Genomic DNA, 25,445 nt, shown 5'->3' on the forward strand with positions numbered 1-25,445 from the left:
GCAGTGGAATACCACCATATCGGCCATGTTCCCGAGGGGTGTCGTTTTGTTCTGCGCTTAGCCCGGCCGGCCTAATTCACGAGCGGTTTCCGATCGTCCTACCAGCCGCCGCGCGAGGACGACATGAACTTGCGCACGACGAAGACGAGCCCGCCGACCAGGATCACGAAGACAAGGATCTTGAAGAGCAGACCGATCACGAACCCGACCACGCTGGCGATCAGGCCGCCGAACACGACGATCGCGATGACCGGCACCGCGATCCACTTCACCCACCAGGGCATCCCCGCGAATATCTCTCGCACGGCCATCGTCCTTGCCTCGTCTCTGTGAGTCACTGTTGCGATACCTCGATGCTAGAGGCGCGAAGGCATGGGAGGGGATTCCGCATCCCTTGTCCTCCCCTGATCGTCCCCCTAGGGATCCCTGACGCCGAGGCCCACCGAAGCCCTGCCGGGGGACCCGGCGGAGTCCCGCCGAAGCCCCCGGCAGCACACCGTCGGCCCGGTTCCGGTACGAGCCGGTCAGCTCTCCGGCGGGGAGAAGACCACCATGACCCTGAGGTCCTCGGTGATGTGGTGGAACTTGTGGGCCACTCCGGCGGGCACGTACACCACGCTCCCTCTGCCCACCTGCGTGGTTTCCATGCCGACCGTGATCGAGGCACGCCCGCTGACGACGAAGTAGACCTCGTCCTCCGTGTGCGGCTGCTGCGGGTCGAGCTCGCCGGCGTCCAGTGCGTACAGGCCGACGGACATGTTCCGTTCCTTCACGAACTGCAGGTACGCACCGTTGTTGGCGGCCCGTTCCGCTTCCAGTTCGTCCAGTCTGAATGCCTTCATGGCCCGTCCGCCCCTTGTTCCCTGTACCTGCCGGTGTCCGCCACCGACCGTGTCTGCCACGATCAGACACATGAAGAATTTCGTAGTCAAGACGATCGCCAACGCAGGTGCGCTGGCCGTGGCCATCTGGCTGCTTCAGGACATCACGCTGGAGGGCGGCAGCACCGGGCGCAAGGCGCTCACGCTGATCCTGGTCGCCCTGCTCTTCGGCCTGGTGAACTTCGTGGTCAAGCCGGTCGTGAAACTGGTCACCCTGCCACTCTTCATTCTCACACTGGGGCTGATCACCCTGGTGGTCAACGCGCTCATGCTGCTGCTGACCTCCTGGCTGGCCGGCCTGTTCGACCTGAGCTTCCACGTCAAGGGCTTCTGGACCGCCGTGCTCGGCGGCCTGATCATCTCGATCGTGTCGTGGGCGCTGAACGTGGTACTGCCCGACGAGGACTGACGTCCGCAGGAGCATCCGGCCCCCTGTCGAATGAGGGCTAGGGGAACCGGTGGCACACCGGCGAGGACGACGAGGAGCGCGATGAGCACCATGGGTGACGGGACCAGGGCGGTACGGGCCGGGCTGCCCGAACCGGAGCAGTTCGAGCCCACCCTGCCCGGCCCGGTCTTCGCCGCGCACTTCCACCTCTCCGGCGAACCGACCGGCCCGTACACCTACGGGCGGGACACCAACCCGACGTGGACCCGTCTGGAACACGCCATCGGCGAGCTGGAGGCCCCGGGCGAGCCGGTCGAGACCGTCGTCTTCGCCTCCGGCATGGCGGCGATCTCGGCCGTGCTGCTGTCCCGGGCACGCGGCGGGGACGTGGTGGTGCTGCCCGACGACGGATATCAGGCGCTCCCGCTGGTACGTGAGCAACTGGAGGCGTACGGGGTCGAGGTGCGGACCGCGCCGACCGGCGGCGACGCACAGCTCTCGGTGCTGGAGGGTGCCGGGCTGCTGTGGATCGAGACTCCGTCCAATCCGGGGCTCGACGTCTGCGACGTGCGCCGGCTCGTCGAAGCCGCGCACGCGGCGGGCGCGCTGGTGGCCGTCGACAACACTCTCGCCACCCCGCTCGGCCAACGCCCCCTGGAGCTGGGGGCCGACTTCTCGGTGGCCAGCGACACCAAGGGCATGACCGGTCACGGAGACATCCTGCTCGGCCACGTGACCTGCCGCGATCCCGAACTGGCGGCGGGGGTCAGGCGCTGGCGCAAGGTCGTGGGCGCGATCCCGGGCCCGATGGAGGCATGGCTCGCGCACCGCTCCCTGGCCACGCTGGAGCTGCGGATCGACCGGCAGTGCGCCAACGCCCTGGCCCTGGCCGAGGCGCTGGGCCGGCGCCGGGACGTGACCGGGCTGCGATACCCGGGCCTGCCCACCGATCCTTCGTACCCGAAGGCCGTGCGGCAGATGCGGCGCTTCGGTTCGGTAGTCTCGTTCGTGCTGCCCGACCGGGAGCGGGCCGAGCGGTTCCTCGCCGAATTGCGACTTGTCGACGACGCCACCAGTTTCGGCGGCGTGAGGTCCACGGCCGAGCGACGGGGGCGCTGGGGCGGCGACGCCGTACCGGAGGGCTTCATCCGCTTCTCCGTCGGCGCCGAGAACGCGGAGGACCTGGTGGCCGACGTGGAACGGGCCCTGGACGCGGCGCGCGGCGCCGTCTGATCCGGCGGTGCTCACACCGCTCACCGCGCGGAATCTGGCACTGCGTGGTTCGTTCTCCGCCGGTGCCGCGGAGATTCTGGAGGGGCCTGCCGCCGGCCATCACGGCATGGGCGTCGTGCCTCTCGATCCCCCGTGCCTCCGGTGCGCACCTATTTCCTGACCGTGCGCACCGGCACATCGGCACCGCCGCGCATCGCGCGGGCGCACCAGTGGCCGCTGCGGGCTGCCGTCGACCGGTGCGCGCAGGACGTCCCGGCGCCGTCCAGGGGTTTCGGAACCGGTCCGGTGGGCCACGCTCTTGCCATGACCGAACGTCCCGTGGTCAAGCGCACCGCACGCGCCATCCTGCTCGACGGCAACGACCTCATCCTGATCAAACGCACCAAGCCCGGGGTGGACCCGTACTGGCTCACACCGGGCGGCGGGGTAGAGCCCGAGGACACCACCGTCGTCGACGCCCTGCACCGCGAGCTGGACGAGGAGCTCGGCGCCAAGGTGACCGACGTCGTCCCCTGCTTCGTCGACACCGTCGAGCACATCGAGGGCGGCGGGGTGAAGGGCGTGAAGGTCCAGCACTTCTTCGTCTGCCGTCTGGAGTCGATGGATCTCTCCCGGCGCCACGGTCCCGAGGTCGATGCCCCCTGCGGGGAGTACGAGGTCGTCCGGGTGCCGTTCAGCCGGATGGGAATCGCCGCCGTTCATCTCGTACCGCTGTCGCTCCGGCACTACCTGGACGGCAACATCGAGGGCGTACGAGCCATGCACGCACCCGACCTGAGCTGACCGGTCCGGCCCTGTGGCCGGAGGAACCGTCGGCGCCCGTGCGACCCACCGGTTCGCACGTGTCACCCGGGGGCGACGGCCGCCAGTTCCTCGACGGCGTCGTGGCGGATGCGGCCGGTCGGCATGCCCATGCTTCTGAGCGCGTCCACGCTGCTCCGGATCATTCCCGGTGGACCCGACAGATAGGCGTCGTAGTCGCGCCAGGGGCCGCATTCCCGCACGGCCTCCGACAGCAGTCCTCGCAGACCGCCCGCCCACCCCGCTCGGCCGACGGCGACCACCGGCCGCACCGCGAGCCAGGGAAAGGTCTTCTGGAGGCGCATCATCGTGTCGATCTCATACAGGTCGTGTTCGCTGCGCGCCCCGTAGAGGACCTCCATGGGACGCCGGTCGCCGCGCTCCGCGATGTCCTCGACGAGTGCCTTGATCGGCGCGATACCCGTGCCACCGCCCAGGCAGAGCAGACCGTGATGGGTGGAATGGTCGACCGTCATCGAACCGGTGGGCGGGCCGAGGCGCAGGACGTCGCCGGGCCGGGCCCGGTGCACCAGCGCGTTGGAGACCCACCCGGCCGGAACCGCCTTGACGTGAAAGGTGAGCAGACCGTCGCGACGGGGCGCCGAGGCGAAGGAGTAATGACGCCAGACACGGGGCCACCACGGGGTCTCCATGGCCGTGTACTGGCCCGCGACGAAGGGATAGACCTGATCGGGGCGGACGGTGAGAACCGCTATGTCACGTGTTCTCAACTCATGCGAGACGATCTCCGCGTGCCACCACGCCGGTGCCCGTCGCTCGTCCACGGCAGCCGCGTCGATCATGATCTGCGACATCGCGGTGTAGGCACGGACCCAGGCCCCTTCGGTCTCCGCGTCCCAGACCGTGGTCGCGTAGCGGCTCAGCGCGCCGAGCAGCGCCTCGCCCACCGCGGGGTAGTACGCGGCCAACGTGCCGTACTTGCGGTGCCCACGGCCCAGTTCGCCGAGGTACTCGGCGAGCGCCGAGGGATCGTCGAACCGGTCCGCCGCGGCGAGGATCGCACGGAAGAGACGATCGCGTTGCATGTCCATCGCGACCGGGAACAAGGCACGCAGGTCGGGACGCCGGGTGAAGAGCAGGGCGTAGAAGTACGAGGTCGTCCTGTCCGCGACGGGCGAGATCTCGTTCAGCGTGCGGTGGATCAGAATCGCATCGGGGGATCTGTCCCTCCCGCCTTCGGTCCACCTGGTGACCGGAGCATCCATACTGTGCCTCGCCTTGAACGTCTTCTGGTCGCCCTGCGCACCCGGACGTCCCGCAGCCGCTGCCCGCGAGTGTTGTCCGGCCCTGCTTGTGGTCGACGGCCGGTTCCCTGCCCGTGGTTCCCCCGCGGGCACGCTTGCCATGAAACACGGGCCGGACACGCGGCGGAGAGCCCGCGCATCCGTATCACCTTCCCCGTTACGCTCCTTTGCCCCGTGACCGGGTCGTGAATCCACCTGGGCGGTACAGAGACGGAGAGAGACAGGGACGGGGAGTGGGAGTGGGCCTGGGGCGGAGGCGGAGCTTGTACTCCAAGACCAGTAGCAGCGGATACTCCCGTCGTCGGACGCCCTGTCGCTCCGTTCCCGGCACCGTGTTTCACGTGAAACCACTCAAACGTTCCGCGCGCCGGAACCTCCTCGTCGCGCATGTCGCCGTCTCCGTGAGCTGGTTGGGGCTGACTGCGGGACTGCTGACGCTAGGAGTCGCCGCCTTCCATACCGGCGACCCGGAGACCGCGCGGGCGGCGACCCGAGCGATGAAGATGTTCGGTGACTGGCTGATCGTCCCGTTCGCCGCGTTCGCACTGTTCAGCGGTCTCGTTCTGTCCCTCGGAACACCCTGGGGGCTGGCCAGGCATCAATGGGTCTGGACGAAGTTCTGGCTCACCCTGATCGCTGCGGCGCTGTCGGTCTTCCTGTTGCGCGCCGCCATCAGCGACGCGGCAGCGCGTGGCGCCGTCGATATCGACCTCGTGATCGCCCCGTCGGTGGCAACGGCCACGTATCTGTTCATCACGGCGATCTCGGTGCTGAAGCCCTGGGGGCTGACCCGACGCGGCCGACGCCTGCGTTCCTCGACCGGAACGGGTGGGCGTTCCTCGACCGGTACAGGTAATGGGCTGGACACGACCGCCTCCCGTCGGACAGCCTGACCAGCATGTCTGCTCCACTGTCCCGTGCACTCGCCGAGTTGCGCGTGCGGCGCCTCACTCCGGCCGATCTGGTCGCCTGCGCCGATCTCTGCGAGGACCGCGGCTGGCCACGCGACGAGCACCGGTGGGGTCTGCTCCTTGCCGCGGGAATCGGATACGGCATCGACGACCCCGCGGAGGGCGGGGGACTGGCGGCCACGTGCGTGGTGACCTCCTACGGACCGCGGCTGGCCGCCGTCGGCATGTTGCTCGTCGCCGGGCGTCATGCGAGACAGGGCATCGCCCGGCACCTGATGCGCCGGGTGATCGACGCGGCGGGGGACACCCCCCTCAGCCTGTATGCCACGCCCGCAGGTCGGCCGCTCTACGAACAGCTCGGCTTCGAGGCCGTGGCCCGCGCCGAACGGGTCACCGGCAACTTCGTGCCCACGAGCGGCGACGAGCCCGGGAAGGGTATTCGCCCGGCCACAGCGGAGGACCTGCACGCACTCGTCCGTCTGGACACGGAGGTGTTCGGCGTCGACCGGACCCATGTCCTCGCCCGGTTGCCCGCCTACGCAGATCACCTCCGGGTCGCTGAGGAGAACGGCGGAATCGTCGGTTACGCGGCGGCCTGGCCGAGCGCCGGTACTCAGGTGATCGGCCCGTTGATCGCGCCCGACACCCGCACTGCCCAGGGGCTCATCACCTCCCTCGCCGCGGCCACGGATCTGCCGTTGCGCATGGACATCGACGCACGCCATGCGGAACTGCTCGTCCGGCTCAAGGAACGCGGTCTGAGCGTCGGCTCCAGCACCACCGTGATGACGTACGGTGCCCCGGACCTTCCGGGCGACTGGACCCGACGGTTCGCCCCGCTGACCGTGGCCATGGGCTGACCGATGCGGCGCCCCGGCTTCCGGCCCCCGACAGCACCACGGAATCGGGTCTCCGTGCGGTCGACCGCACGGAAGTCACACGCATCCGATGAGCGGTTCAGCGTCGGGCCGTCGCGGCCGGGACGGGGTCGGGGCTACGCCGTGTGACGACTCGGCTCCGGGTGACCGTGCGACGTTCCAGATGATCTGCGTAACCTGCCCCTCATGAGCGAACTGGATATACGCCCCGCCACCGCGGCCGACGTTCCCACGATCGTGGCCATGCTCGCCGACGATCCGCTGGGCTCACAGCGTGAGTCGCCGGAGGACCTCGCCCCGTACCACGCCGCCTTCCGACGGCTCGCGGACGACCCCCATCAGCACCTGGTGGTCGCCGTCCGCGAGGGCCGGATCGCCGGAACTCTGCAGCTGACGGTGATTCCGGGGCTTTCCCGACGCGGCTCGACCCGTGCCGTCATCGAAAGCGTCCGTGTCCACGCCGACGCACGCGGCAGCGGACTCGGAACCCAGCTGATCAAGTGGGCCGTGGACGAGTCCAGGCGCCAGAACTGCCAACTGGTCCAACTGACCTCCGATGTGACCCGGACCGAGGCCCATCGGTTCTATGAGCAGCTCGGCTTCACCGCCAGTCATCTGGGCTTCAAACTCGCGCTCTGACCACGGCCCGAAACCCGGCCCGCGCACTCCTCGCACACCGCGTCGGTGACGGACGGCACCGGACGGGCCCGGACCAGCCCCAGGGCATTCAGCCTTCGAGGCCCCGCCACCCGCCGTCGTCCACACCACCGGGAACGGCCGCCGCCGGATCGTACGGCTTCCGGGTGAAGACGAAGGAGCCGAGGTCGAGATGGTTCACCGTGCCGTCGTCGTTCCGGACGACCCGCAGAATCTCTCCCGCGTAATAGCCGTCGCGACCGATCCAGGTGCCGTCGGGCCGTGCGGTGAATCGGGCGCCCCGACCGCCGCCCTGCACGGGCCAGAACTCCAGTCCGCCGTCCGAGGTCAGACGCAGAGCGTTCGCCCGCGTGCCCCAGTACCAGGGACCGGTCAACGCGAGAAGCTCCTGATCCACTTCGGGAAGCGGGCGCCAGGGCTCCGGGATGCGTGGCTCGGCATCGGCGACGATCTCCACGAGATCCGCGACGACACCGCCGATCGGCGGTCCCGAGGTGACGTTGGTCAGGGCAACGGCCGCTACGTCGTCCTCGACGCTGAACCACAGGGCGGCGAGGAACCCGGGCAGCGAGCCCGTATGTCCGAAGAGTGTGCGGCCGCCCCTCCGCGCGATCTGAAGACCCAGGCCATATGCGGAGTCCCAGTCACCCGGCTGGGTCGGCGCGGACGGTTCGCGCATCTGCTCAACCGTGGCGGCACCCAGCACCCGGTCGTCGCCCTCCGCCAGGAAGGCCGCGAAGCGCAGCAGATCGTCGGTGGTGGACCAGAGCTGGCCGGCCGGGGCCATCAGCCCGAGGTCCTCGGCAGGTTCGGGCAGCATGACATCCGCCCAGGGATGCACGGCCCAGCTCCCCGCGTGCGGCGTCCGGGGACGGGAACTCGTGCGGTGCATTCCCAACGGCTCAAGAATCTCCCGGCGCAGCACTTCTTCCCAACTCGCCCCGCGTGCCCGCTCGACCAGCGAGCCCAGCAGTGTGTAGCCCGGGTTCGAGTAGTGGTGACGGTGGCCCGGGGAATGCATCCTCGTCCCCTCGCCGAGCACATCGGCCAACTCGGGCCGCAACGTCCCCGGCGTCCTCTCCCACCACGGCGCGGGCGCCTCCGCCCCCAGGCCCGCACTGTGGCCCAGGAGTTGATGAACGGTCACCGTTCCCGCATCGGTGCCGGGAAGGTGCTTCTCCAGCGGGTCCGCCAAGTCCAGCAGCCCCTCGTCACGGAGCCGCAGGACCAGCACCGCGGTGAAGATCTTGGTGATCGAACCGATCCTGAACTGTGTGTCCGCGTCCGGTACATGGCCGTCCGCGCAGCTCCGGGATCCATTCCAGAAGGCCCGTTCCCTCGCCCTCCCCACCGCGGCGACGAGCGACGGGGTCCGGCCCTCCGACTGAGCGGTGGCGATGCGATGCAGCAGAGCACGCTGTGTACTGGGAAGCAACTGTTCGGCTGGAGAGGTCATGCTCAAGAACTACCCGTGAAGGCCGCGTCGCGGCGAATCCATTTCACCTCCGTCCGATGGTGCGGGCGACGGGTCGGAGCAGGTTCTCAGGCCGTCTCGCCTCGTGCCAGACATCAGCTGTCTCAGCCTCATGTCATTGCCTCAAGCGACGGAGAAACGGTCGGCGGCTCTCCGTCCTGGTCCGCATCGTCCGTTGTGTGGGGAAGCGGGGGGAACAGCCTGGTGACGAGGGCCGCTGGTAGAGCGCCGACCTCGGTAGCCAGCGGCCGCTTTTCTGCCGAAGGGTCCAAGGGCTGTCGGAGATGTCGTGTCCGAGACCCATCCGGCACGGGTCATGGGATTCCGACACGCGCGAAAGGGCTCTACAAGCCCGGAACTCAGGTCTGCGCCATGTCCACGAAGCGTGAGTAGTGGCCCTGGAAGGCCACCGTGATCGTCGCCGTGGGGCCGTTGCGGTGCTTGGCCACGATCAGATCGGCCTCACCCGCACGGGGCGACTCCTTCTCGTACGCGTCCTCGCGGTGCAGCAGGATCACCATGTCCGCGTCCTGCTCGATGGACCCGGATTCACGCAGATCGGAGACCATCGGCTTCTTGTCCGTGCGCTGCTCGGGGCCACGGTTCAGCTGGGAGAGCGCGATGACCGGAAGCTGCAGTTCCTTCGCCAGCAGCTTGAGGTTTCGGGACATGTCCGAGACCTCCTGCTGTCGGCTCTCGGCCCGCTTCGAGCCGCCGGACTGCATCAGCTGCAGATAGTCGATGACCACGAGCTTGAGGTCGTTGCGCTGCTTGAGCCGACGGCACTTCGCGCGGATCTCCATCATGGAGAGGTTCGGGGAGTCGTCGATGTAGAGAGGGGCGGCCGACACGTCCGGCATGCGGCGGGCCAGCCGCGTCCAGTCGTCGTCGGTCATGGTGCCGGACCGCATGTGATGCAGCGCCACGCGTGCCTCGGCCGACAGCAGTCGCATCGCGATCTCGTTGCGGCCCATTTCGAGCGAGAAGATCACGCTGGGCAGGTTGCTCCTGATCGAGCAGGCCCGGGCGAAGTCCAGCGCCAATGTGGACTTGCCCATCGCGGGACGGGCGGCGATGACGACCATCTGTCCCGGGTGCAGGCCGTTCGTCAGGGCGTCCAGGTCGGTGAAACCGGTCGGCACTCCGGTCATCTCGCCACTGCGCGAGCCGATCGCCTCGATCTCGTCGAGGGCGCCCTCCATGATGTCGCCGAGCGGCAGGTAGTCCTCGCTGGTCCGCTGCTCCGTGACGGCGTAGATCTCGGCCTGTGCGGAGTTCACGATGTCGTCGACGTCGCCGTCGGCCGCGTATCCCATCTGCGTGATCTTCGTCCCGGCCTCCACGAGTCGCCGCAGAACGGCCCGCTCGTGAACGATCTCCGCGTAGTACGAGGCATTGGCCGCGGTCGGCACGGACTGGACGAGGGTGTGCAGATACGGCGCCCCGCCGACCTTGGTGATCTCCCCGCGCTTGACCAGTTCGGCCGCCACCGTGATCGGGTCGGCCGGCTCGCCCTTGGCGTAGAGGTCCAGGATCGCCTGGTAGACGGTCTCGTGGGCGGGGCGGTAGAAGTCGTGCCCCTTGATGATCTCCACGACATCGGCGATGGCGTCCTTCGACAGGAGCATGCCGCCCAGGACGGACTGCTCGGCATCGAGGTCCTGGGGCGGCACCCGCTCGAATCCCGAGGAGCCGCCCTCCCATCCGTCGCCGTCCCTGCCGCGCTCGTGCTGATCGGCACGGTCACGGCCCTCGCCGCGACGCTGACGGGAAACAGGCAGACGGTCACCGGGGCCGGTGTCGGCCCAGTCCAAGGGCTCGGGAATGCTCACCGCGCCACCTCCTCCCGTCCGCTCCGCGGACCTCGCCATGCCACTCTTTCTTACGGCACGGCACCGACAAACAAGACGCCCGACTCCCGGTTCCGGCGCGTCGAGTTCTCATGGGTTCCAGGGCCGGAACGGGGTGCGGGCGCCGGACCACGGTAGGCCGCTCGGCACCGTCAGCCAATCTGGTTATCCACAGGGCATGTGGACGACAGACCAGATGCTGTGGAGAACCCCCCAGATCCTGTGCACAGAGCGGGGGACAGCACTGTGGAAAAATTCATAGCAGCCTCACGAATGGTGCCCTGACCTGCGAATCTTCCATCCACCGCCTGTGGGGGAGAAAAACTTTTTGCATGCGCTCAAGATCGCGGCCACCCTCACGCCGGAGAACGCGAATCCCCCACAAATGTAAGGGACGCGCTGGGATTGCATCTATTACCTGTGGAAGATTAGATTGACGCCCATGACTCAGGCCCCGGCGCCCTCCCCACCCAGTCGTCGACGTCACGATCGCGAGATCATCTCGCTCGCCGTCCCCGCCTTCGGCGCACTCGTCGCTGAGCCCCTTTTCGTGATGGTCGACAGCGCCATCGTCGGTCATCTCGGCACGGCGCAACTTGCCGGTCTGGCCGTCGCGGCGGCCCTGCTGACCACCGCCGTCAGCATCTTCGTCTTTCTCGCCTATGCCACCACCGCGGCAGTGGCACGCCAGGTCGGGGCGGGTGATCTTGCCTCCGCGATCCGACAGGGCATGGACGGCATCTGGCTCGCCCTTCTGCTCGGCATATTGGTCATCGCTGCCGTACTGCCGACGGCATCCTGGATCGTGAACGCCCTCGGCGCCTCCGAAACGGCGGCCCCCTACGCCACCACGTACCTGAAGATCTCCAGCCTCGGCATCCCGGCCATGCTCGTGGTGATGGCGGCAACCGGCGTGCTCCGCGGCCTGCAGGACACCAGGACCCCGCTCTACGTCGCCATCGGCGGCTTCGCCGCCAACGGAGCCCTGAACGCGGGGCTCGTCTACGGCGCCGGGCTCGGCATCGCCGGATCGGCCTGGGGCACGGTCATCGCCCAGGTTTCCATGGCCGTCGCCTACCTGATCGTGGTGGTACGAGGAGCGCGTCGGCATGGTGCTTCGTTGCGCCCCGACGCCGCGGGGATCAGAGCCAGCGCCCAGGCGGGTGTTCCGCTGCTGGTCCGTACGCTGTCACTCCGTGCGGTACTGATGATCGCCACGGCCGTCGCCGCACGCCTCGGCGATACGGCGATCGCCGCACACCAGATCGTCCTCTCGCTCTGGAGCCTGATGGCCTTCGCGCTCGATGCCATCGCCATCGCGGGACAGGCCATCATCGGCCGATACCTGGGAGCCGGCGACAGCACGGGCGCGCGCGAGGCCTGTCGACGCATGGTCCAGTGGGGCATCGTCTCCGGGGTCGTGTTCGGGGCACTGGTCGTCCTTGCACGACCGCTGTTCGTCCCCTTGTTCACCGACGACCGATCCGTCCAGGACGCCCTGATTCCCTCCCTGCTGGTGGTGGCACTGTCCCAGCCGATCGCCGGTGTGGTCTTCGTGCTGGACGGAGTCCTGATGGGAGCCGGAGACGGGCGCTACCTCGCGTGGGCCATGATCATCACGCTGGCGGTATTCGCTCCGGCCGCCCTGCTGGTACCCACCTTCGGCGGCGGCCTCACCGCGCTGTGGTGGGCCATGACCTTGATGATGGCCGTCCGCATGGCCACGCTCTGGCTTCGTACCCGCTCGGGCAGGTGGGTGGTCACCGGCGCCACTCGCTGACCGGTCTCCATGTCCTGTTTCACGTGAAACATCACCCAATGGCACCCACCGGCACCTGCCGCTCTCGCAACCCGGCACTCTCGAAACCGTTTCACGTGAAACGCACCCTCGCGACGAGGCGCCCGTGATGCGGAGCAACGATGAAGGGCCGTACCCGGACGGGTACGGCCCTTCACTTGCTCTGATGAGCTATGTGCCCTTAGGCAGAGATGACCTCGACACCGAGCTGCGCGGCAACCTCGGGGTGCAGACGCACGGACACCTGGTGCCCGCCGAGCGTCTTGATCGGCGAACCGAGCTCGACGCGACGCTTGTCGACCTCGGGGCCACCGGCAGCCTTGATCGCCGAAGCGATGTCGGCCGGGGTGACGGAGCCGAAGAGACGGCCGGCGTCGCCGGAGCGAACGGCCAGACGGACCTTCACGGCCTCAAGCTTGGCCTTGATCTCGTTGGCCTGCTCGATCGTGGCGATCTCGTGGATCTTGCGGGCGCGGCGGATCTGCGCCACGTCCTTCTCGCCGCCCTTGGTCCAGCGAATGGCGAAGCCACGCGGAACCAGGTAGTTACGGGCGTACCCGTCCTTGACGTCGACGACGTCGCCCGCGGCACCGAGGCCGGAGACCTCGTGGGTCAGGATGATCTTCATGATTCGGTCACCCTTCCCTTATCGCGCGGTGGACGTGTAGGGCAGCAGCGCCATCTCACGGCTGTTCTTCACGGCCGTGGCGACGTCACGCTGGTGCTGCGTGCAGTTGCCGGTCACGCGGCGGGCACGGATCTTGCCGCGGTCGGAAATGAACTTCCGCAGCATGTTCGTGTCCTTGTAGTCCACGTACTGGGTCTTGTCCTTGCAGAACGCGCAGACCTTCTTCTTAGGCTTGCGCACAGGCGGCTTCGCCATGGTGTTTCTCCTGTGTGATCAAGAAGTGGGGGTACGAGCTGCCCTAGAAGGGAGGCTCGTCCGAGTAGCCGCCGCCGGAACCGCCGGAGCTTCCGCCCCAGCCGCCTCCGCCTCCGCCGCCCTGCTGCCCACCGGAGGGTGCACCGGTGGCCCACGGGTCGTCGGCGGGAGCACCGCCGCCGCCCTGCTGGCCGCCGCCACCGGGACCGCCGCCCCAGTTGCCGCCGCCCTGCTGGCCACCGCCGTATCCACCCTGGCCACCGCGACCCGTGGTCTTGGTGACCTTGGCCGTGGCGTTCTTGAGGCTGGGGCCGACTTCCTCGACGTCCAGCTCGTAGACCGTGCGCTTGATGCCCTCGCGGTCCTCGTACGACCGCTGCTTCAGCCGGCCCTGCACGACGACGCGCATGCCTCGCTGGAGCGACTCGGCGACGTTCTCCGCTGCCTGCCGCCAGACCGAGCAGGTGAGGAACAGGCCTTCGCCGTCCTTCCACTCGTTGGTCTGCCGGTCGAAGATGCGGGGAGTGGACGCGACACGGAACTTCGCGACCGCCGCACCGGACGGGGTGAAGCGCAGCTCGGGGTCGTCGACGAGATTGCCGACGACCGTGATGACGGTCTCGCCTGCCATGGGTGAACCTCTCGGCGGGATTGCTTCTGGCTGCTTGCTGCTACTCGGACCCGATGACCGCTGAGCGGAATGCTCAGTGGATCTCGGGACGGAGGACCTTGGTCCGGAGGACCGACTCGTTCAGGTTCATCTGGCGGTCGAGCTCCTTGACGACCGCAGGCTCGGCCTGCAGGTCGATGACCGAGTAGATGCCCTCGGGCTTCTTCTTGATCTCGTAAGCGAGACGACGACGGCCCCAGGTGTCGACCTTCTCAACCTTTCCGCTGCCCTCACGGACGACGGAGAGGAAGTTCTCGATCAGCGGGGAGACAGCGCGCTCCTCGAGATCGGGGTCGAGGATGACCATCACCTCGTAGTGACGCATGTGGAACCCACCTCCTTTGGACTCAGCGGCCACGGTCGTTCCGTGGCAGGAGGGTCGTGATGCGTGAGCATCGGCGCCTCCACTCGGGACAGCCGCCACGAAACGCCTCCGTCGAACGGGGCTGGCGGGCCGACCTGGGCAGACACCGGTGCAGACCGTACAGACTACCCGCACACAGGCTTCCGGTTGAAATCCGCGGCTCAGGAGACGCAATCTGTACACATCGGGTGTGAGCGGTGCCACAATGCACCGCCTTTCGGCCAGGAGGTTCTCCATGGCACAGGCAATACGACCCCGTCCCCCCGTCTCCCTTCTCGCCACGGACGGCAAGCGCCATCCGCTCCAGCAGGTCCTGGTGGCGGTGACGCTGGTGCTCGGTGCGCTCGCCTTCGTGACGGCGATGTTCCACAACCTGCATCTGGTCAGCTCGTGGGCGGGGCTCATCGGGATCCTGACCGCGGCGTACGGGCTGTACGTCTCGGTGACCACGCGTGAGAGGTTCCCGCTGATCATCGGCCTGGGCGCGGCCGCCATCGGGTTCTTCCTCGGAATGGCGCACGGCGGCCTCTTCGGCGGGGTGGTGGGCTGATCCGGGGTCCGGCGCCGAACACGACGGAACGGAGCCGGACCGACGGGTCGGTCACCGCCCGAACCGCACCGGGCTTCGTCCGGGTTCGTCCGCGCCGGGCCTCCCCGGCCCCGGCGCGGGCGAATTCTGCCGGGTTCCATACGGCCAGACGGCGCACTCGGCGGTCACAGTAGGCTTCGGCGCGAGAGCCGGAGCCCCTGACCGATGGGGACACACCTGCCGAGGAGCGCCCCGCATGAGCCTGACCCTGAGGACCATCAGCCGAGAGCAGCATCTGGCTTACATCCAGAATCTGCCCGCTGCGAGTCACATGCAGGTCCCGGCATGGGCAGACGTGAAGGCCGAATGGCGCTCGGAGAGCCTGGGGTGGTTCGACCGGGACGGACAGCTCGTCGGCGCGGGACTGGTGCTCTACCGGCAGCTTCCCAAGATCAAGCGCTACCTCGCCTATCTGCCCGAGGGACCGGTCATCAACTGGTACGCGCCGAATCTGGACGACTGGCTGCGACCGATGCTGGCGCACCTCAAGCAGCAGGGTGCCTTCTCCGTGAAGATGGGCCCGCCGGTCATCATCCGTCGCTGGGACGCGACCGCCATCAAGGCGGGCATCCAGGACCCCGAGGTGAAGCGGCTGCGCGACATCGAGGCCACCCACATCGAGCCGCGGGCCTTCGAGGTCGCCGACCGGCTGCGGAAGATGGGCTGGCAGCAGGGCGAGGACGGCGGCGCCGGGTTCGGCGACGTACAGCCTCGCTACGTCTTCCAGGTGCCGCTGGCCAACCGTTCGCTCGAAGACGTCCACAAGGGCTTCAATCAGCTGTGGCGACGCAACATCAAGAAGGCCGAGAAGGCCGGCGTCGAGGTCGTCCAGGGCGGCTACACGGAACTCGACGAGTGGCAGCGGCTGTACGAGATCACGGCGGAGCGCGACCGGTTCCGGCCGCGGCCGCTCAGCTACTTCCAGCGCATGTGGACGGCCCTCAACACCGAGGACCCCAACCGGATGCGGCTGTACTTCGCACGGCACGAGGGCGAGAACGTCGCCGCCGCGACCATGCTGATCGTCGGCGGGCACGTCTGGTACTCGTACGGCGCGTCCGCCAACCACAAGCGGGAGGTCCGGCCCTCGAACGCGATGCAGTGGCGGATGCTGCGCGACGCGTACGCCATGGGCGCCACCGTCTACGACCTGCGCGGCATCTCCGACTCGCTGGACGAGACGGACCACCTCTTCGGTCTGATCCAGTTCAAGGTGGGCACCGGCGGGCAGGCGGCCGAGTACCTCGGCGAATGGGACTTCCCGCTGAACAAGCTCCTCCACAAGGCTCTCGACATCTACATGTCGCGCCGCTGACCCCCTCGTCCCACCGACGTGCGTCGTCCCCGCCGGACACGCGCCCGGCCGGAAACGCGTCGCCCCGCTGACGGAAACGGCTTCATTCGTTTCAATGGGGGCATCGCACCGACACGCGTCCCGCGGAGCCCCGAAGGGTTCCACCACCGGCGATGCGACCCATCCCGCACACCCCCGACCCCCCGCAGCCACCAGAAAGGTCCCGGACCGGCCATGGCGCTCTCCCTGTACGTCGACACCGCGCGCTGGCGGGCGCACCAGAAATCCGTCCTCGACCAGTTCCCCGGCATCGTCCCGGTCTGCAAGGGCAACGGATACGGTTTCGGTCACGAACGGCTCGCCGACGAGGCAATCCGTTTCGGCTCCGACATGCTCGCCGTCGGCACCACCTACGAGGCGGCGCGCATCAAGGACTGGTTCAGTGGCGACCTGCTCGTGCTGACCCCGTTCCGCCGGGGCGAGGAACCGGTGCCGCTGCCCGACCGCGTCGTCCGGTCCGTCTCCTCCGTGGACGGCGTGCACGCCCTGGTGGGCGCGCGGGTCGTCATCGAGTGCATGAGCTCGATGAAGCGCCACGGCGTCAAGGAGGAGGAGCTCGGGCAGCTGCACGCGGCCATCGAGGACGTACGCCTTGAGGGCTTCGCCCTGCATCTTCCGCTGGACCGCACGGACGGTTCGGACGCGGTCGAGGAAGTCATCGCCTGGATGGACCGGCTGCGCGCGGCCAGGCTGCCGCTGCACACCATGTTCGTCAGCCATCTGCGCGCCGAGGAGCTGGGACGGCTCCAGCAGCAGTTCCCGCAGACCCGTTTCCGCGCCCGCATCGGCACTCGGCTGTGGCTCGGCGACCACGAGGCGACGCAGTACCGGGGCGCCGTTCTGGACGTCACTCGTGTCGCCAAGGGCGACCGCTTCGGCTACCGGCAGCAGAAGGCGGCGTCGGACGGCTGGCTGGTCGTCGTCGCGGGCGGTACGTCGCACGGGGTGGGCCTGGAGGCCCCGAAGGCCCTGCACGGCGTGATGCCGCGGGCCAAGGGGGTCGCCCGCGCGGGCCTGGCCACGGTCAACCGCAACCTGTCCCCGTTCGTCTGGGCCGGCAAGCAGCGCTGGTTCGCCGAACCGCCGCACATGCAGGTGTCGATCCTGTTCGTGCCCGCGGACGCCCAGGAGCCGAAGGTGGGCGACGAACTGGTGGCCCACCTGCGCCACACGACCACCCAGTTCGACCGGCTCGTCGATCACTGAGGGCTGTCCCGCAATCCCTGGTGGGCGGACCCTTCCGCCCACGGCGCCGCAACGAAGGCGGCGGGCCGGGAGAACGACGAGGGTCTTCCCGGAGAGGTCCGGGAGGACCCTCGCCCCAGAGCCTGCCGGGTGACCTTCGGCCGGAGAGCGGACGGGCATGGTGCGTGCGGTTCCCGGACGCACGGAGGGCCCGGTGGCCTAGGCCGTGTCGGCAACGCCGGAAGCGTGCGTGCCAGGGACGTGGCCGCCCGCTCAGAGGTCGCCCGACAGGCTCTCAGTCCAGGGCCGGTTCTCCGGCCGCACCCGTGTCGGCCCACGGGCCCGGTACGGCGGCGACGGTCTTCTGCGGCGGATACGCCGCCCGCCCCAGTACGAACACGTCCTCGGCCCCGTCGAGCACCCCACCGGACGGATCGTCCGATCCGTCGCGCCGCACGACGTCCCGCTCCGGCACGAGAATGTCCCGTACGACGACGGCGCAGAGGTACAGCGTGCCCAGCAGGTGCAGGGCGATCGCCAGCTGGTACCCCTCCGTGGGGAGCCCCTGGTGTTTGTCCCCGCTCGTCGTGTACGCGAGGTACATCCAGATACCCAGGAAGTACATGACCTCGCACGCCTGCCAGATCAGGAAGTCGCGCCAACGAGGCCTGGCCAGGACGGCCAACGGGATCAGCCACAGCACGTACTGCGGCGAGTACACCTTGTTGACCAGGATGAACACGGCGACGACGAGAAAGGCGAGCTGCGCGAAGCGGGGGCGGCGCGGCGCCATCAGCGTCAGCGCGCCGATCGCCGCGCACAGCACGACCGTCAGCAGGGTCGAGACGGTGTTGACGGTCGAGACCTCGATCGCCCTGCCGGTGCGCTGGGTGATGATCAGCCAGAAGGAGCCGAAGTCGATGCCCCGTTCCTCGCTGAACGCGTAGAACTTCTTCCACCCCTCGGGAGCGAAGATCATCACCGGCAGGTTCACCACCAGCCATGACACCGCCGCGCCGAGCGTCGCCACGACGAACTCCCGCCACTTGCCCGCCCGCCAGCACAGGACGAAGACCGGTCCGAGCAGCAGCACCGGATAGAGCTTGGCCGCGGTGGCCAGTCCGATCAGGATGCCGAACGCCACCGTCCGACCCCGGGACCACATGAGCATCGCCGCGGCCGTCAGCGCGACCGCCAACAGGTCCCAGTTGATCGTCGCGGTGAGCGCGAAGGCCGGAGCGAGGGCGACGAGCAGCGCGTCCCAGGGACGGCGCCGGTGCGTACGGGCCACGCAGACGGCGATGATCACGGCGCAGATCATCAGCATGCCCGCGTTGACCATCCAGTACGTCTGCTCACGGTGCTGCAGGGGGCCGCCCGGCGTCAGCCACGACGCGACCTGCATGAACACACCCGTCAGAACGGGGTACTCCAGGTACTGCATATCGCCGGGGAAGCGGTCGAAGTACGGCACGAGGCCGTCGGAGAAGCCCCGTGCGACGAAGAGGTGAGGAATGTCGGAGTAGCAGGCGTGCGTGTACTGCGACGTGGCACCGCGGAACCACGCCCAGTTGTAGCAGGGCAGCTTCTGGACCATGCCCAGGGCGAACGTGCCGAGCGCCACCAGCGCGACGACGCCCACGGGCGTGAGCGTCGTGCTGCCGAGCCGTGTCCAACGTCCCGACCGTCCGCCGATCAGCTCGCTGCCCGCCGCGGCGATCTCGTCCTGGTGCGTGGGCCGTACGACGGACCGTTCCTGGTCCACGCCGGTCTTTTCTGCGCTTGGCATGCCGTTCATCCTGCCGTACGGACATGTGGAAACGGTGAGGGCCGCCGCACCGGGTGGTGCGGCGGCCCTCACGAGGCGGTGCGAAGGGTCAGGCGAACGTCATCCGTACGGACCGCCGAAGAATCCTCCGCCGCCTCCCGGGGCTCCGTTTCCGTTGCCGTTTCCGTTTCCGTTCCCGTTTCCGTTGCCACCGCCCGTCGGCTGCGTCGGCTGCGTCGGATCGCCGCCGGGACCGCCGTTGTCCGAGCCGCTCGTGTCACCGGCGTTGGTCCCGCCGTTGTTGTGCTTGCAGTCCCAGTCCCACATCTCGCAGGTCTCGGTGGGATCGGGCACCGGCGGCGGCGCGGGCTGCGTGATCGGCGCGGTCGGCGACTCGCTGTGCTTGGGCGTCTCTTCCATCGTCGGCGTCGGCGTCGGGCTGTGGGCACCGCCGCCGTAGACCTTCTCACCGATCGGCGTCGGCTCGGGGAACGTCACGGCCGGCACACCCTCCAGCGCACCCGCCATGTAGTCGTGCCAGATCTGGGCCGGGAACGAGGCACCGTGGATCGTCTTCTCGCCACCCGTGCCGTACATCTTCTCGAACTTGCGGTCCTTGTTGGTCTCGTCGTCGTCCAGCCGGTACATGCTGATCGCCGTGGACAGCTGGGGCGTGTAGCCGACGAACCAGGCGGACATGTTGTCGTCCGTCGTACCCGTCTTGCCCGCCACGTCGCGGCCGGGAAGCCGCGCGGGGGTACCGGTCCCCTCGTCGACGACGTGCTTCAGGACGTCGGTCACGTTGTCGGCGATCGCGGGGTCGAAGGCGCGCTTGGTGGCCACCTTGTGCCGGTAGATGGTCTCGCCCCGGTGCTTCACCTCCTCGACCGAGTAGGGCTCGCGCTGCTGGCCGCTGGCCGCGAAGGTCGCGTACGCGCCGGCCATGCGGATTGCGCTGGGCGAGGACGTACCGATGGAGTACGAGGGAACACTCGAATTCGCCATGTTGGTGTCGTCCTTGAGCCCGGCGGCTACGGCGACATCCTTCACCTTGTCGGTGCCGACGTCCATGCCGAGCTGCACGTACGGTGAGTTGGCGGACACCCGCATCGCCTCGCGAAGGGTGATGTTCCCCTTCGACTCACCGCCGTCGTTGGCCTGCCGCCACTCGTTGCCCTTCTCGTCGGCCCAGGTCTGGCCGTTGTACTTCTTGATCTTCAGGTTGTTGTCGGCGTTGTAGATGCTCAGCGGGGAGACCTTCTCCCGCTGCGACTCGTCCTGGTCGGGCCCGCCCGAGGGATCGCGCCTGCCGTACTCCATCGCGGCCGCCAGCACGAACGGCTTGAAGGTCGAACCGACCTGCGCACCCGTGGGGTCGGCGTTGTTGGTGAAGTGCTTGGTCGCGTCCTGACCGCCGTAGATCGCCGCGATGGCCCCCGTCTTGGGATCCACCGAACCACCGCCGAACTGGACGTGGGTGTCCGTCCCGGGGCGCTCCTTGGGCTTGATCTTGGTGTCGTAGACCTTCTGGACCGCGGCGTTGAGCTTCTCGACCTTGCGCCTGTCGAAGGTGGTGTGGATCTCGTAGCCGCCCTGGGCGAGCATCTCCGCCGTGACGCCCTTGTCGTTGTTGTTGAGGAAGTAGTTCTTGGCAAGGTCGACCAGGTAGCCGATCTGGCCACCCAACTGAGCGTCCTTCCTCGGCGGATTCGGCATCGGGAAATCGATGTACTTGGCGCGTTCCGTCGCCGACAGGCGGCCGTCCTTGACCTCCTCGTCGAGGATCCACTTCCAGCGCTTCTTGGCCCGGTCGGTGTTCAGTTCCTTGGTCGCCTGCTTGGCGTCGATCTCCGGCGCGCCCGCCGGGTCGTAGTAGGTCGCGCCCTTGAGCAGCGTGGCCAGGAAGGCGCACTCGCTCGGGTCCAGCTTGTTGGCGTCCTTGCCGTAGTACGTACGCGCCGCCGCCTGGATCCCCGACGCGCCCCGCCCGTAGTACGAGACGTTGAGGTAGCCGGTGATGACATCCCGCTTCTTCACCTGGTTGGCGACCTTGAGCGTGATGAAGAGTTCCTCGAACTTCCTGCTCAGGGTCTGTTCCTGGGACAGGCGGGAGTTCTTCACGTACTGCTGGGTGATCGTCGAGCCACCCTGGGTCTGGCCACCGGTGGCCATGTTGAACAGGGCGCGGCCGATACCCATGGGGTCGATGCCCCGGTCGTGATCGAAGGACTTGTTCTCGGCCGAGATGACCGCGTTGCGCATGGCCTCGGGGATCTGCTCGTAGCTGATCTCCTGGCGGTTGACCTCACCGCCGGTGGCGACCATCTGGCTGCCGTCGCCCCAGAAGTAGACGTTGTTCTGCGCCTTCGCGGCATCCTTCACGCTGGGCATGCCGACCATCGCGTAGGCGATGCCGGCAAATCCCATGAGCAGGCCGAGGAAACCGATGCAGAGGCCGGAGGCCAGCTTCCACGACGGCAACCAGCGGCCCACCCCGTGCTTCCCGGCGCGCGGGTAGTCGATGAACCGCTTCTTCACCGGTCGCTGACCGGCCCGGCCACGGCCCCGGCCCGGGCCCTCGTGCCCGCTGTCGCCGCCACCGCCCCGGCGTCGGCCGCCACCCCCGGATCCGCGGCCGCCGCCGCGCTGGGCGGCCCGTCTGGCCGCCGCGCGACCGCCGTACGGGGCATCCCCGTCATGCGAACCGGATGGTGACTCAGATGTTACTCCGTGTGACGGAGCGGCTCGGCGTCCGGAGGACTGCTGGGCGGCTCGTCTGGCCGCTGCACGCCCGCCACCTTGCGGTTGCGGCGTTTTGCGACGGTGCTCGCTCATGGAACGACTACTCCTCGGGCAGGCGAGAGCGCCTGGAAGCGGCAGTTGAGATCCGGTCCCCCCGAATCCGGTCCCCCCGAAATACGGATCGGCCGGGCGTCGGCCCGATCCGCCATGCGTCCGGCTGACCCGCGAAGACTGACGCGCGCGGGCGTCTCACGGTTCCCGGTGGTCTGCATGCCGCACAGACTACGCACGGCCAAAACCCTCCTAGGGCCGAACTTCACCTCAAACAACGCAAGTCGGTTCCTACGAATTCGCGATGTGACGCCGTTCACCATGCCTCGTCTTGTCGCGGCGCGACGTCCGATCTATCGTCGTGATGTATCGAGTCGATACATCAGCTCGGTACATCAGCTCCGCACAGGGGTCCGCAGAAGCACTCGGGGAAGAAGGAGAGGGCACAAGTGAGCAGGCGCTCCGGCATCCTCGAATTCGCCGTTCTCGGTCTGCTCCGCGAGTCCCCCATGCACGGGTACGAGCTGCGCAAACGACTCAACACCTCGTTGGGGATCTTTCGCGCCTTCAGCTACGGCACCCTCTATCCCTGCCTCAAGACGCTGGTCGCCAACGGCTGGTTGATCGAGGAGCCGGGGGGCAACCCCGCCGACCTCCCGACCGCCGCCGGCCGCCCGGTCGCCCCCGCCTCCTCACTGGCCGGGCGCCGCGCCAAGATCGTCTACCGGCTCACGACGGAGGGCAAGGAGCACTTCGAGGAGCTGCTCTCGCACACCGGCCCGGACTCCTGGGAGGACGAGCACTTCGCAGCCCGCTTCGCCTTCTTCGGGCAGACGGAACGCGAGGTGCGGATGCGGGTGCTGGAAGGCCGGCGCAGCCGGCTGGAGGAGCGCCTGGAGAAGATGCGGGCCTCGCTGGCCCGCACGCGCGAGCGCCTCGACGACTACACGCTTGAGCTTCAGCGACACGGCATGGAGTCCGTGGAGCGCGAAGTGCGCTGGCTGAACGAGCTCATCGAGAGCGAGCGGTCGGGACGGGATCAGCGACGATCCTCGCCCGGGGGCGAAGCTCAGCAGAACACCGCAGGAGAATCGGGCGGCCTGCCCCGGCGCCGGGGTGACACCCCGCCGGATCCGTCCGACGACACCTCACAGTGAGGTTCTCGCAGATCCGCGGGGCCTCATCGGGAACATCCATTACACACAGGGAGCAACCGGAATGGGTTCGGTTCGCGTAGCCATCGTCGGCGTGGGCAACTGCGCCGCCTCGCTGGTCCAGGGCGTCGAGTACTACAAGGACGCCGATCCGGCCGGCAAGGTGCCCGGCCTGATGCACGTCCAGTTCGGCGAGTACCACGTGCGGGACGTCGAGTTCGTCGCCGCCTTCGACGTCGACGCGAAGAAGGTCGGTCTGGACCTCGCGGACGCCATCGGTGCCAGCGAGAACAACACCATCAAGCTCTGCGACGTGCCGAACACCGGCGTCACCGTCCAGCGCGGCCACACCCACGACGGGCTGGGCAAGTACTACCGCCAGACCATCGAGGAGTCCACCGAGGACGCGGTCGACATCGTCCAGGTCCTCAAGGACCGCGAGGTCGACGTCCTCGTCTGCTACCTGCCGGTCGGCTCCGAGGTCGCCGCGAAGTTCTACGCCCAGTGCGCCATCGACGCCAAGGTCGCGTTCGTCAACGCTCTCCCGGTCTTCATCGCCGGCACCAAGGAGTGGGCGGACAAGTTCACCGAGGCCGGTGTCCCGATCGTCGGCGACGACATCAAGTCGCAGGTCGGCGCCACCATCACGCACCGCGTGATGGCGAAGCTCTTCGAGGACCGGGGCGTCATCCTGGACCGCACGATGCAGCTGAACGTCGGCGGCAACATGGACTTCAAGAACATGCTGGAGCGTGAGCGCCTGGAGTCCAAGAAGATCTCCAAGACGCAGGCGGTCACGTCCCAGATCCGCGACCGTGAACTGGGCGAGGACAACGTCCACATCGGCCCGTCGGACTACGTGGCCTGGCTGGACGACCGCAAGTGGGCGTACGTGCGTCTTGAGGGCCGCGCCTTCGGTGATGTCCCGCTGAACCTTGAGTACAAGCTGGAGGTCTGGGACTCCCCGAACTCCGCCGGCGTGATCATCGACGCGCTCCGCGCCGCGAAGATCGCCAAGGACCGCGGCATCGGCGGCCCCATCCTCTCCGCGTCCTCGTACTTCATGAAGTCCCCGCCGGTCCAGTACTTCGACGACGAGGCCCGCGAGAACGTCGAGAAGTTCATCCGCGGCGAGGTCGCCAACTGACGCGACCGGACACGGCGCGTCAGACGCGGACCCGATGAAGAGCGGCAACGCTCCTGTCGAGGCCGTGCCGTCGAGGGTCCCCGGGTCACCCGGGGACCCTCGACGTATGTGACTCTTGATCGCATGCCCGTCGTAGGTGATCTGCGCGTACTGCTGCGCCTTCGGAACTTCCGTCGTCTGCTCGCCGTGCGGCTCCTTTCCCAGTCGGCCGACGGCGTCTACCAGGTCGCACTGGCCTCGCACGTCGTCTTCTCCCCCGAGAAGCAGGCCTCGGCGGCGGCCATCGCCTCGGCCATGGCCGTGCTGCTGCTGCCGTACTCGCTCGTCGGCCCTTTCGCGGGCGTCCTGCTGGACCGCTGGTCACGCCGTCAGGTCTTTCTGTACGGCAATGTGCTTCGCGCCGCGCTCGCCTGCTGCACCGCGCTCCTGATCCTCGGATCGGTACCGGAGTGGCTCTTCTACACCTCGGCGCTGTGCGTGACCGCGGTCAACCGGTTCGTGCTGGCCGGACTCTCGGCAGCGCTGCCGAGAGTCGTCGAAGACGAGCGACTGATCCTGGCCAACTCGCTCTCGCCCACCGCGGGCACGCTCGCGGCCACGGCCGGTGGCGCCCTCGCCTTCGTGGTGCGACTGGTATTCGCCGATTCCGATGCGGCGGTGGTACTGCTGGGAGCCACGCTCTACCTCGCTTCGGCCCTGGTCTCTCTGAGCCTGCCCATCGGACTCCTCGGGCCGGATCCGGACGGAGACCGGATCCGGCTGGGAACGGCACTCGCCGTCACCGCTCGTGGGCTCGTCGAGGGACTGCGCCATCTGGCCGAGCGAAAGCAAGCCGCCCGGGCATTGGCTGCCATGACCGTGATCCGCTTCTGCTACGGAGCGCTGACCGTGATGGTGCTGATGTTGTGCCGGTACGCCTGGTCCGGCAACGATTCCGAGGGCCTGGCCCTGCTCGGGCTTGCCGTGGGTGTCTCCGGAGCGGGGTTCTTCGCCGCGGCGGTGATGACGCCCTGGGCCGTGGCACGACTCGGCAGGTTCCGCTGGATGGCCGTGTGCGCGGCCGCTGCCACGGTCCTCGAACCCGCGCTGGGACTGTGGTTCGCCCTCCCGCCGGTACTCGTCGCCGCCTTCGTCCTCGGGCTCGTGACCCAGGGCTCGAAAATCGCGACGGACACGGTGGTGCAGACCACGGTGGAGGACGCCTTCCGCGGCCGGGTCTTCTCCCTCTACGACGTACTTTTCAACGTGGCCTTCGTGAGCGCTGCCGCCGTATCCGCCTTGCTGCTGCCTCCCGACGGACGCTCGGCACCGGTGGTGATCGGGGTGGCACTGCTCTATGCCGTCGTCGCCGCATCACTGTTCCGGTGGAGTCGCGCCGGACGAAACCTCTGACCGGCCGGTG

General features: G+C 68.2%; 24 protein-coding genes. 13 read left to right on the plus strand and 11 right to left on the minus strand.

Features of this window, described 5'->3' with window-relative positions:
• Positions 1-98 precede the first annotated feature (98 nt).
• Positions 99-305: a DUF5326 family protein gene (locus ACF1CT_RS05215; RefSeq protein ID WP_391782390.1), complete on the minus strand. Its 207-nt coding sequence runs from the start codon at positions 303-305 to the stop codon at positions 99-101.
• Positions 306-524: 219 nt separating this feature from the next.
• On the minus strand, positions 525-842 hold the full coding sequence (locus tag ACF1CT_RS05220) for a cupin domain-containing protein (protein WP_391782391.1): 318 nt from the start codon (positions 840-842) through the stop codon (positions 525-527).
• A 70-nt stretch (positions 843-912) separates the two neighbouring features.
• Between ACF1CT_RS05220 and ACF1CT_RS05225 the strand changes: the two genes are divergently transcribed.
• The 3 genes from ACF1CT_RS05225 to ACF1CT_RS05235 all read left to right on the plus strand — a co-directional run bounded on the left by ACF1CT_RS05225 (position 913) and on the right by ACF1CT_RS05235 (position 3,285).
• The gene (locus ACF1CT_RS05225) at positions 913-1,290 is read left to right on the plus strand and encodes a phage holin family protein (protein WP_391782392.1); all 378 of its coding nucleotides are present in this window, start codon (positions 913-915) and stop codon (positions 1,288-1,290) included.
• An 81-nt stretch (positions 1,291-1,371) separates the two neighbouring features.
• Entirely contained in the window at positions 1,372-2,502 is a 1,131-nt protein-coding gene (locus ACF1CT_RS05230; protein WP_391782393.1) for a cystathionine gamma-lyase, read from the plus strand.
• Positions 2,503-2,805: 303 nt separating this feature from the next.
• Positions 2,806-3,285, plus strand: a complete 480-nt coding sequence (locus ACF1CT_RS05235) for an NUDIX domain-containing protein (RefSeq protein ID WP_391782394.1) — start codon at positions 2,806-2,808, stop codon at positions 3,283-3,285.
• Positions 3,286-3,347: 62 nt separating this feature from the next.
• Here the strand turns inward: ACF1CT_RS05235 and ACF1CT_RS05240 are convergent, their stop codons facing one another.
• A complete protein-coding gene (locus ACF1CT_RS05240) occupies positions 3,348-4,670 on the minus strand; it encodes an FAD-binding oxidoreductase (RefSeq protein ID WP_391782395.1) in 1,323 nt (440 codons plus the stop codon).
• 239 nt (positions 4,671-4,909) lie between these two features.
• Here ACF1CT_RS05240 and ACF1CT_RS05245 point away from each other — a divergent pair, with 239 nt between their 5' ends.
• The 3 genes from ACF1CT_RS05245 to ACF1CT_RS05255 all read left to right on the plus strand — a co-directional run bounded on the left by ACF1CT_RS05245 (position 4,910) and on the right by ACF1CT_RS05255 (position 6,996).
• Complete coding sequence (locus ACF1CT_RS05245; RefSeq protein WP_391782396.1) at positions 4,910-5,461, plus strand: DUF2269 domain-containing protein; 552 nt, start codon at positions 4,910-4,912, stop codon at positions 5,459-5,461.
• Positions 5,462-5,466: 5 nt separating this feature from the next.
• Positions 5,467-6,339: a GNAT family N-acetyltransferase gene (locus tag ACF1CT_RS05250; protein ID WP_391782397.1), complete on the plus strand. Its 873-nt coding sequence runs from the start codon at positions 5,467-5,469 to the stop codon at positions 6,337-6,339.
• Between the two features lie 204 nt (positions 6,340-6,543).
• Positions 6,544-6,996 carry a GNAT family N-acetyltransferase gene (locus ACF1CT_RS05255; protein WP_391782398.1) on the plus strand — a complete coding sequence of 151 codons (453 nt, stop codon included), beginning with the start codon at positions 6,544-6,546 and terminating at the stop codon, positions 6,994-6,996.
• A gap of 88 nt (positions 6,997-7,084) precedes the next feature.
• On the opposite strand, the gene ACF1CT_RS05260 is transcribed toward ACF1CT_RS05255, so the two are convergent.
• Entirely contained in the window at positions 7,085-8,470 is a 1,386-nt protein-coding gene (locus ACF1CT_RS05260) for a serine hydrolase domain-containing protein (protein WP_391782399.1), read from the minus strand.
• Positions 8,471-8,847: 377 nt separating this feature from the next.
• A complete protein-coding gene (dnaB, locus tag ACF1CT_RS05265; RefSeq protein ID WP_391782400.1) occupies positions 8,848-10,320 on the minus strand; it encodes a replicative DNA helicase in 1,473 nt (490 codons plus the stop codon).
• A 460-nt stretch (positions 10,321-10,780) separates the two neighbouring features.
• Here dnaB and ACF1CT_RS05270 point away from each other — a divergent pair, with 460 nt between their 5' ends.
• On the plus strand, positions 10,781-12,118 hold the full coding sequence (locus ACF1CT_RS05270) for an MATE family efflux transporter (protein ID WP_391782401.1): 1,338 nt from the start codon (positions 10,781-10,783) through the stop codon (positions 12,116-12,118).
• Positions 12,119-12,317: 199 nt separating this feature from the next.
• On the opposite strand, the gene rplI is transcribed toward ACF1CT_RS05270, so the two are convergent.
• The 4 genes from rplI to rpsF all read right to left on the minus strand — a co-directional run bounded on the left by rplI (position 12,318) and on the right by rpsF (position 14,014).
• Entirely contained in the window at positions 12,318-12,764 is a 447-nt protein-coding gene (gene rplI, locus ACF1CT_RS05275; RefSeq protein ID WP_391782402.1) for a 50S ribosomal protein L9, read from the minus strand.
• 18 nt (positions 12,765-12,782) lie between these two features.
• Complete coding sequence (gene rpsR, locus ACF1CT_RS05280) at positions 12,783-13,019, minus strand: 30S ribosomal protein S18 (RefSeq protein WP_003967857.1); 237 nt, start codon at positions 13,017-13,019, stop codon at positions 12,783-12,785.
• 43 nt (positions 13,020-13,062) lie between these two features.
• On the minus strand, positions 13,063-13,650 hold the full coding sequence (locus ACF1CT_RS05285) for a single-stranded DNA-binding protein (RefSeq protein ID WP_391782403.1): 588 nt from the start codon (positions 13,648-13,650) through the stop codon (positions 13,063-13,065).
• Between the two features lie 73 nt (positions 13,651-13,723).
• Complete coding sequence (gene rpsF / locus ACF1CT_RS05290; protein WP_327274126.1) at positions 13,724-14,014, minus strand: 30S ribosomal protein S6; 291 nt, start codon at positions 14,012-14,014, stop codon at positions 13,724-13,726.
• Positions 14,015-14,288: 274 nt separating this feature from the next.
• On the opposite strand from rpsF, the gene ACF1CT_RS05295 reads away from it, so the two are divergent.
• From ACF1CT_RS05295 to ACF1CT_RS05305, 3 genes are all read left to right on the plus strand, one after another.
• On the plus strand, positions 14,289-14,603 hold the full coding sequence (locus ACF1CT_RS05295) for a hypothetical protein (RefSeq protein WP_391782404.1): 315 nt from the start codon (positions 14,289-14,291) through the stop codon (positions 14,601-14,603).
• Between the two features lie 235 nt (positions 14,604-14,838).
• Entirely contained in the window at positions 14,839-15,957 is a 1,119-nt protein-coding gene (locus ACF1CT_RS05300; RefSeq protein WP_391782405.1) for a lipid II:glycine glycyltransferase FemX, read from the plus strand.
• Between the two features lie 213 nt (positions 15,958-16,170).
• Entirely contained in the window at positions 16,171-17,202 is a 1,032-nt protein-coding gene (locus tag ACF1CT_RS05305; protein WP_391782406.1) for an alanine racemase, read from the plus strand.
• 274 nt (positions 17,203-17,476) lie between these two features.
• Here the strand turns inward: ACF1CT_RS05305 and ACF1CT_RS05310 are convergent, their stop codons facing one another.
• Together ACF1CT_RS05310 and ACF1CT_RS05315 are read right to left on the minus strand one after the other, a co-directional pair.
• The gene (locus ACF1CT_RS05310) at positions 17,477-18,970 is read right to left on the minus strand and encodes a glycosyltransferase family 87 protein (protein ID WP_391782407.1); all 1,494 of its coding nucleotides are present in this window, start codon (positions 18,968-18,970) and stop codon (positions 17,477-17,479) included.
• Between the two features lie 99 nt (positions 18,971-19,069).
• Positions 19,070-21,784, minus strand: coding sequence for a transglycosylase domain-containing protein (locus ACF1CT_RS05315; RefSeq protein ID WP_391782408.1), 2,715 nt, complete (start codon positions 21,782-21,784; stop codon positions 19,070-19,072).
• A gap of 407 nt (positions 21,785-22,191) precedes the next feature.
• Between ACF1CT_RS05315 and ACF1CT_RS05320 the strand changes: the two genes are divergently transcribed.
• From ACF1CT_RS05320 to ACF1CT_RS05330, 3 genes are all read left to right on the plus strand, one after another.
• Positions 22,192-22,899, plus strand: coding sequence for a helix-turn-helix transcriptional regulator (locus ACF1CT_RS05320; protein ID WP_391782409.1), 708 nt, complete (start codon positions 22,192-22,194; stop codon positions 22,897-22,899).
• Positions 22,900-22,960: 61 nt separating this feature from the next.
• Positions 22,961-24,043, plus strand: coding sequence for an inositol-3-phosphate synthase (locus ACF1CT_RS05325; protein WP_391782410.1), 1,083 nt, complete (start codon positions 22,961-22,963; stop codon positions 24,041-24,043).
• A 123-nt stretch (positions 24,044-24,166) separates the two neighbouring features.
• The gene (locus ACF1CT_RS05330) at positions 24,167-25,435 is read left to right on the plus strand and encodes an MFS transporter (protein WP_391782411.1); all 1,269 of its coding nucleotides are present in this window, start codon (positions 24,167-24,169) and stop codon (positions 25,433-25,435) included.
• The last annotated feature ends 10 nt before the right edge of the window (positions 25,436-25,445 follow it).

The sequence above is a fragment of the Streptomyces sp. NPDC014734 genome (assembly GCF_043083325.1).
Lineage (GTDB): Bacteria > Actinomycetota > Actinomycetes > Streptomycetales > Streptomycetaceae > Streptomyces.

What these genes read in the sequence shown, in the direction of transcription:
- rpsF (WP_327274126.1), bottom strand. Translation starts at nt 14,014, where the DNA reads ATGCGTCACTACGAGGTGATGGTCATCCTCGACCCCGATCTCGAGGAG.
- ACF1CT_RS05240 (WP_391782395.1), bottom strand. Translation starts at nt 4,670, where the DNA reads ATGGCAAGCGTGCCCGCGGGGGAACCACGGGCAGGGAACCGGCCGTCG.
- ACF1CT_RS05250 (WP_391782397.1), top strand. Translation starts at nt 5,467, where the DNA reads ATGTCTGCTCCACTGTCCCGTGCACTCGCCGAGTTGCGCGTGCGGCGC.
- ACF1CT_RS05260 (WP_391782399.1), bottom strand. Translation starts at nt 8,470, where the DNA reads ATGACCTCTCCAGCCGAACAGTTGCTTCCCAGTACACAGCGTGCTCTG.
- rplI (WP_391782402.1), bottom strand. Translation starts at nt 12,764, where the DNA reads ATGAAGATCATCCTGACCCACGAGGTCTCCGGCCTCGGTGCCGCGGGC.
- ACF1CT_RS05230 (WP_391782393.1), top strand. Translation starts at nt 1,372, where the DNA reads ATGAGCACCATGGGTGACGGGACCAGGGCGGTACGGGCCGGGCTGCCC.
- ACF1CT_RS05220 (WP_391782391.1), bottom strand. Translation starts at nt 842, where the DNA reads ATGAAGGCATTCAGACTGGACGAACTGGAAGCGGAACGGGCCGCCAAC.
- ACF1CT_RS05295 (WP_391782404.1), top strand. Translation starts at nt 14,289, where the DNA reads ATGGCACAGGCAATACGACCCCGTCCCCCCGTCTCCCTTCTCGCCACG.
- ACF1CT_RS05330 (WP_391782411.1), top strand. Translation starts at nt 24,167, where the DNA reads ATGCCCGTCGTAGGTGATCTGCGCGTACTGCTGCGCCTTCGGAACTTC.
- ACF1CT_RS05310 (WP_391782407.1), bottom strand. Translation starts at nt 18,970, where the DNA reads ATGCCAAGCGCAGAAAAGACCGGCGTGGACCAGGAACGGTCCGTCGTA.
- ACF1CT_RS05285 (WP_391782403.1), bottom strand. Translation starts at nt 13,650, where the DNA reads ATGGCAGGCGAGACCGTCATCACGGTCGTCGGCAATCTCGTCGACGAC.
- rpsR (WP_003967857.1), bottom strand. Translation starts at nt 13,019, where the DNA reads ATGGCGAAGCCGCCTGTGCGCAAGCCTAAGAAGAAGGTCTGCGCGTTC.
- ACF1CT_RS05255 (WP_391782398.1), top strand. Translation starts at nt 6,544, where the DNA reads ATGAGCGAACTGGATATACGCCCCGCCACCGCGGCCGACGTTCCCACG.
- ACF1CT_RS05325 (WP_391782410.1), top strand. Translation starts at nt 22,961, where the DNA reads ATGGGTTCGGTTCGCGTAGCCATCGTCGGCGTGGGCAACTGCGCCGCC.
- ACF1CT_RS05300 (WP_391782405.1), top strand. Translation starts at nt 14,839, where the DNA reads ATGAGCCTGACCCTGAGGACCATCAGCCGAGAGCAGCATCTGGCTTAC.
- ACF1CT_RS05270 (WP_391782401.1), top strand. Translation starts at nt 10,781, where the DNA reads ATGACTCAGGCCCCGGCGCCCTCCCCACCCAGTCGTCGACGTCACGAT.
- ACF1CT_RS05305 (WP_391782406.1), top strand. Translation starts at nt 16,171, where the DNA reads ATGGCGCTCTCCCTGTACGTCGACACCGCGCGCTGGCGGGCGCACCAG.
- ACF1CT_RS05315 (WP_391782408.1), bottom strand. Translation starts at nt 21,784, where the DNA reads ATGAGCGAGCACCGTCGCAAAACGCCGCAACCGCAAGGTGGCGGGCGT.
- ACF1CT_RS05225 (WP_391782392.1), top strand. Translation starts at nt 913, where the DNA reads ATGAAGAATTTCGTAGTCAAGACGATCGCCAACGCAGGTGCGCTGGCC.
- ACF1CT_RS05235 (WP_391782394.1), top strand. Translation starts at nt 2,806, where the DNA reads ATGACCGAACGTCCCGTGGTCAAGCGCACCGCACGCGCCATCCTGCTC.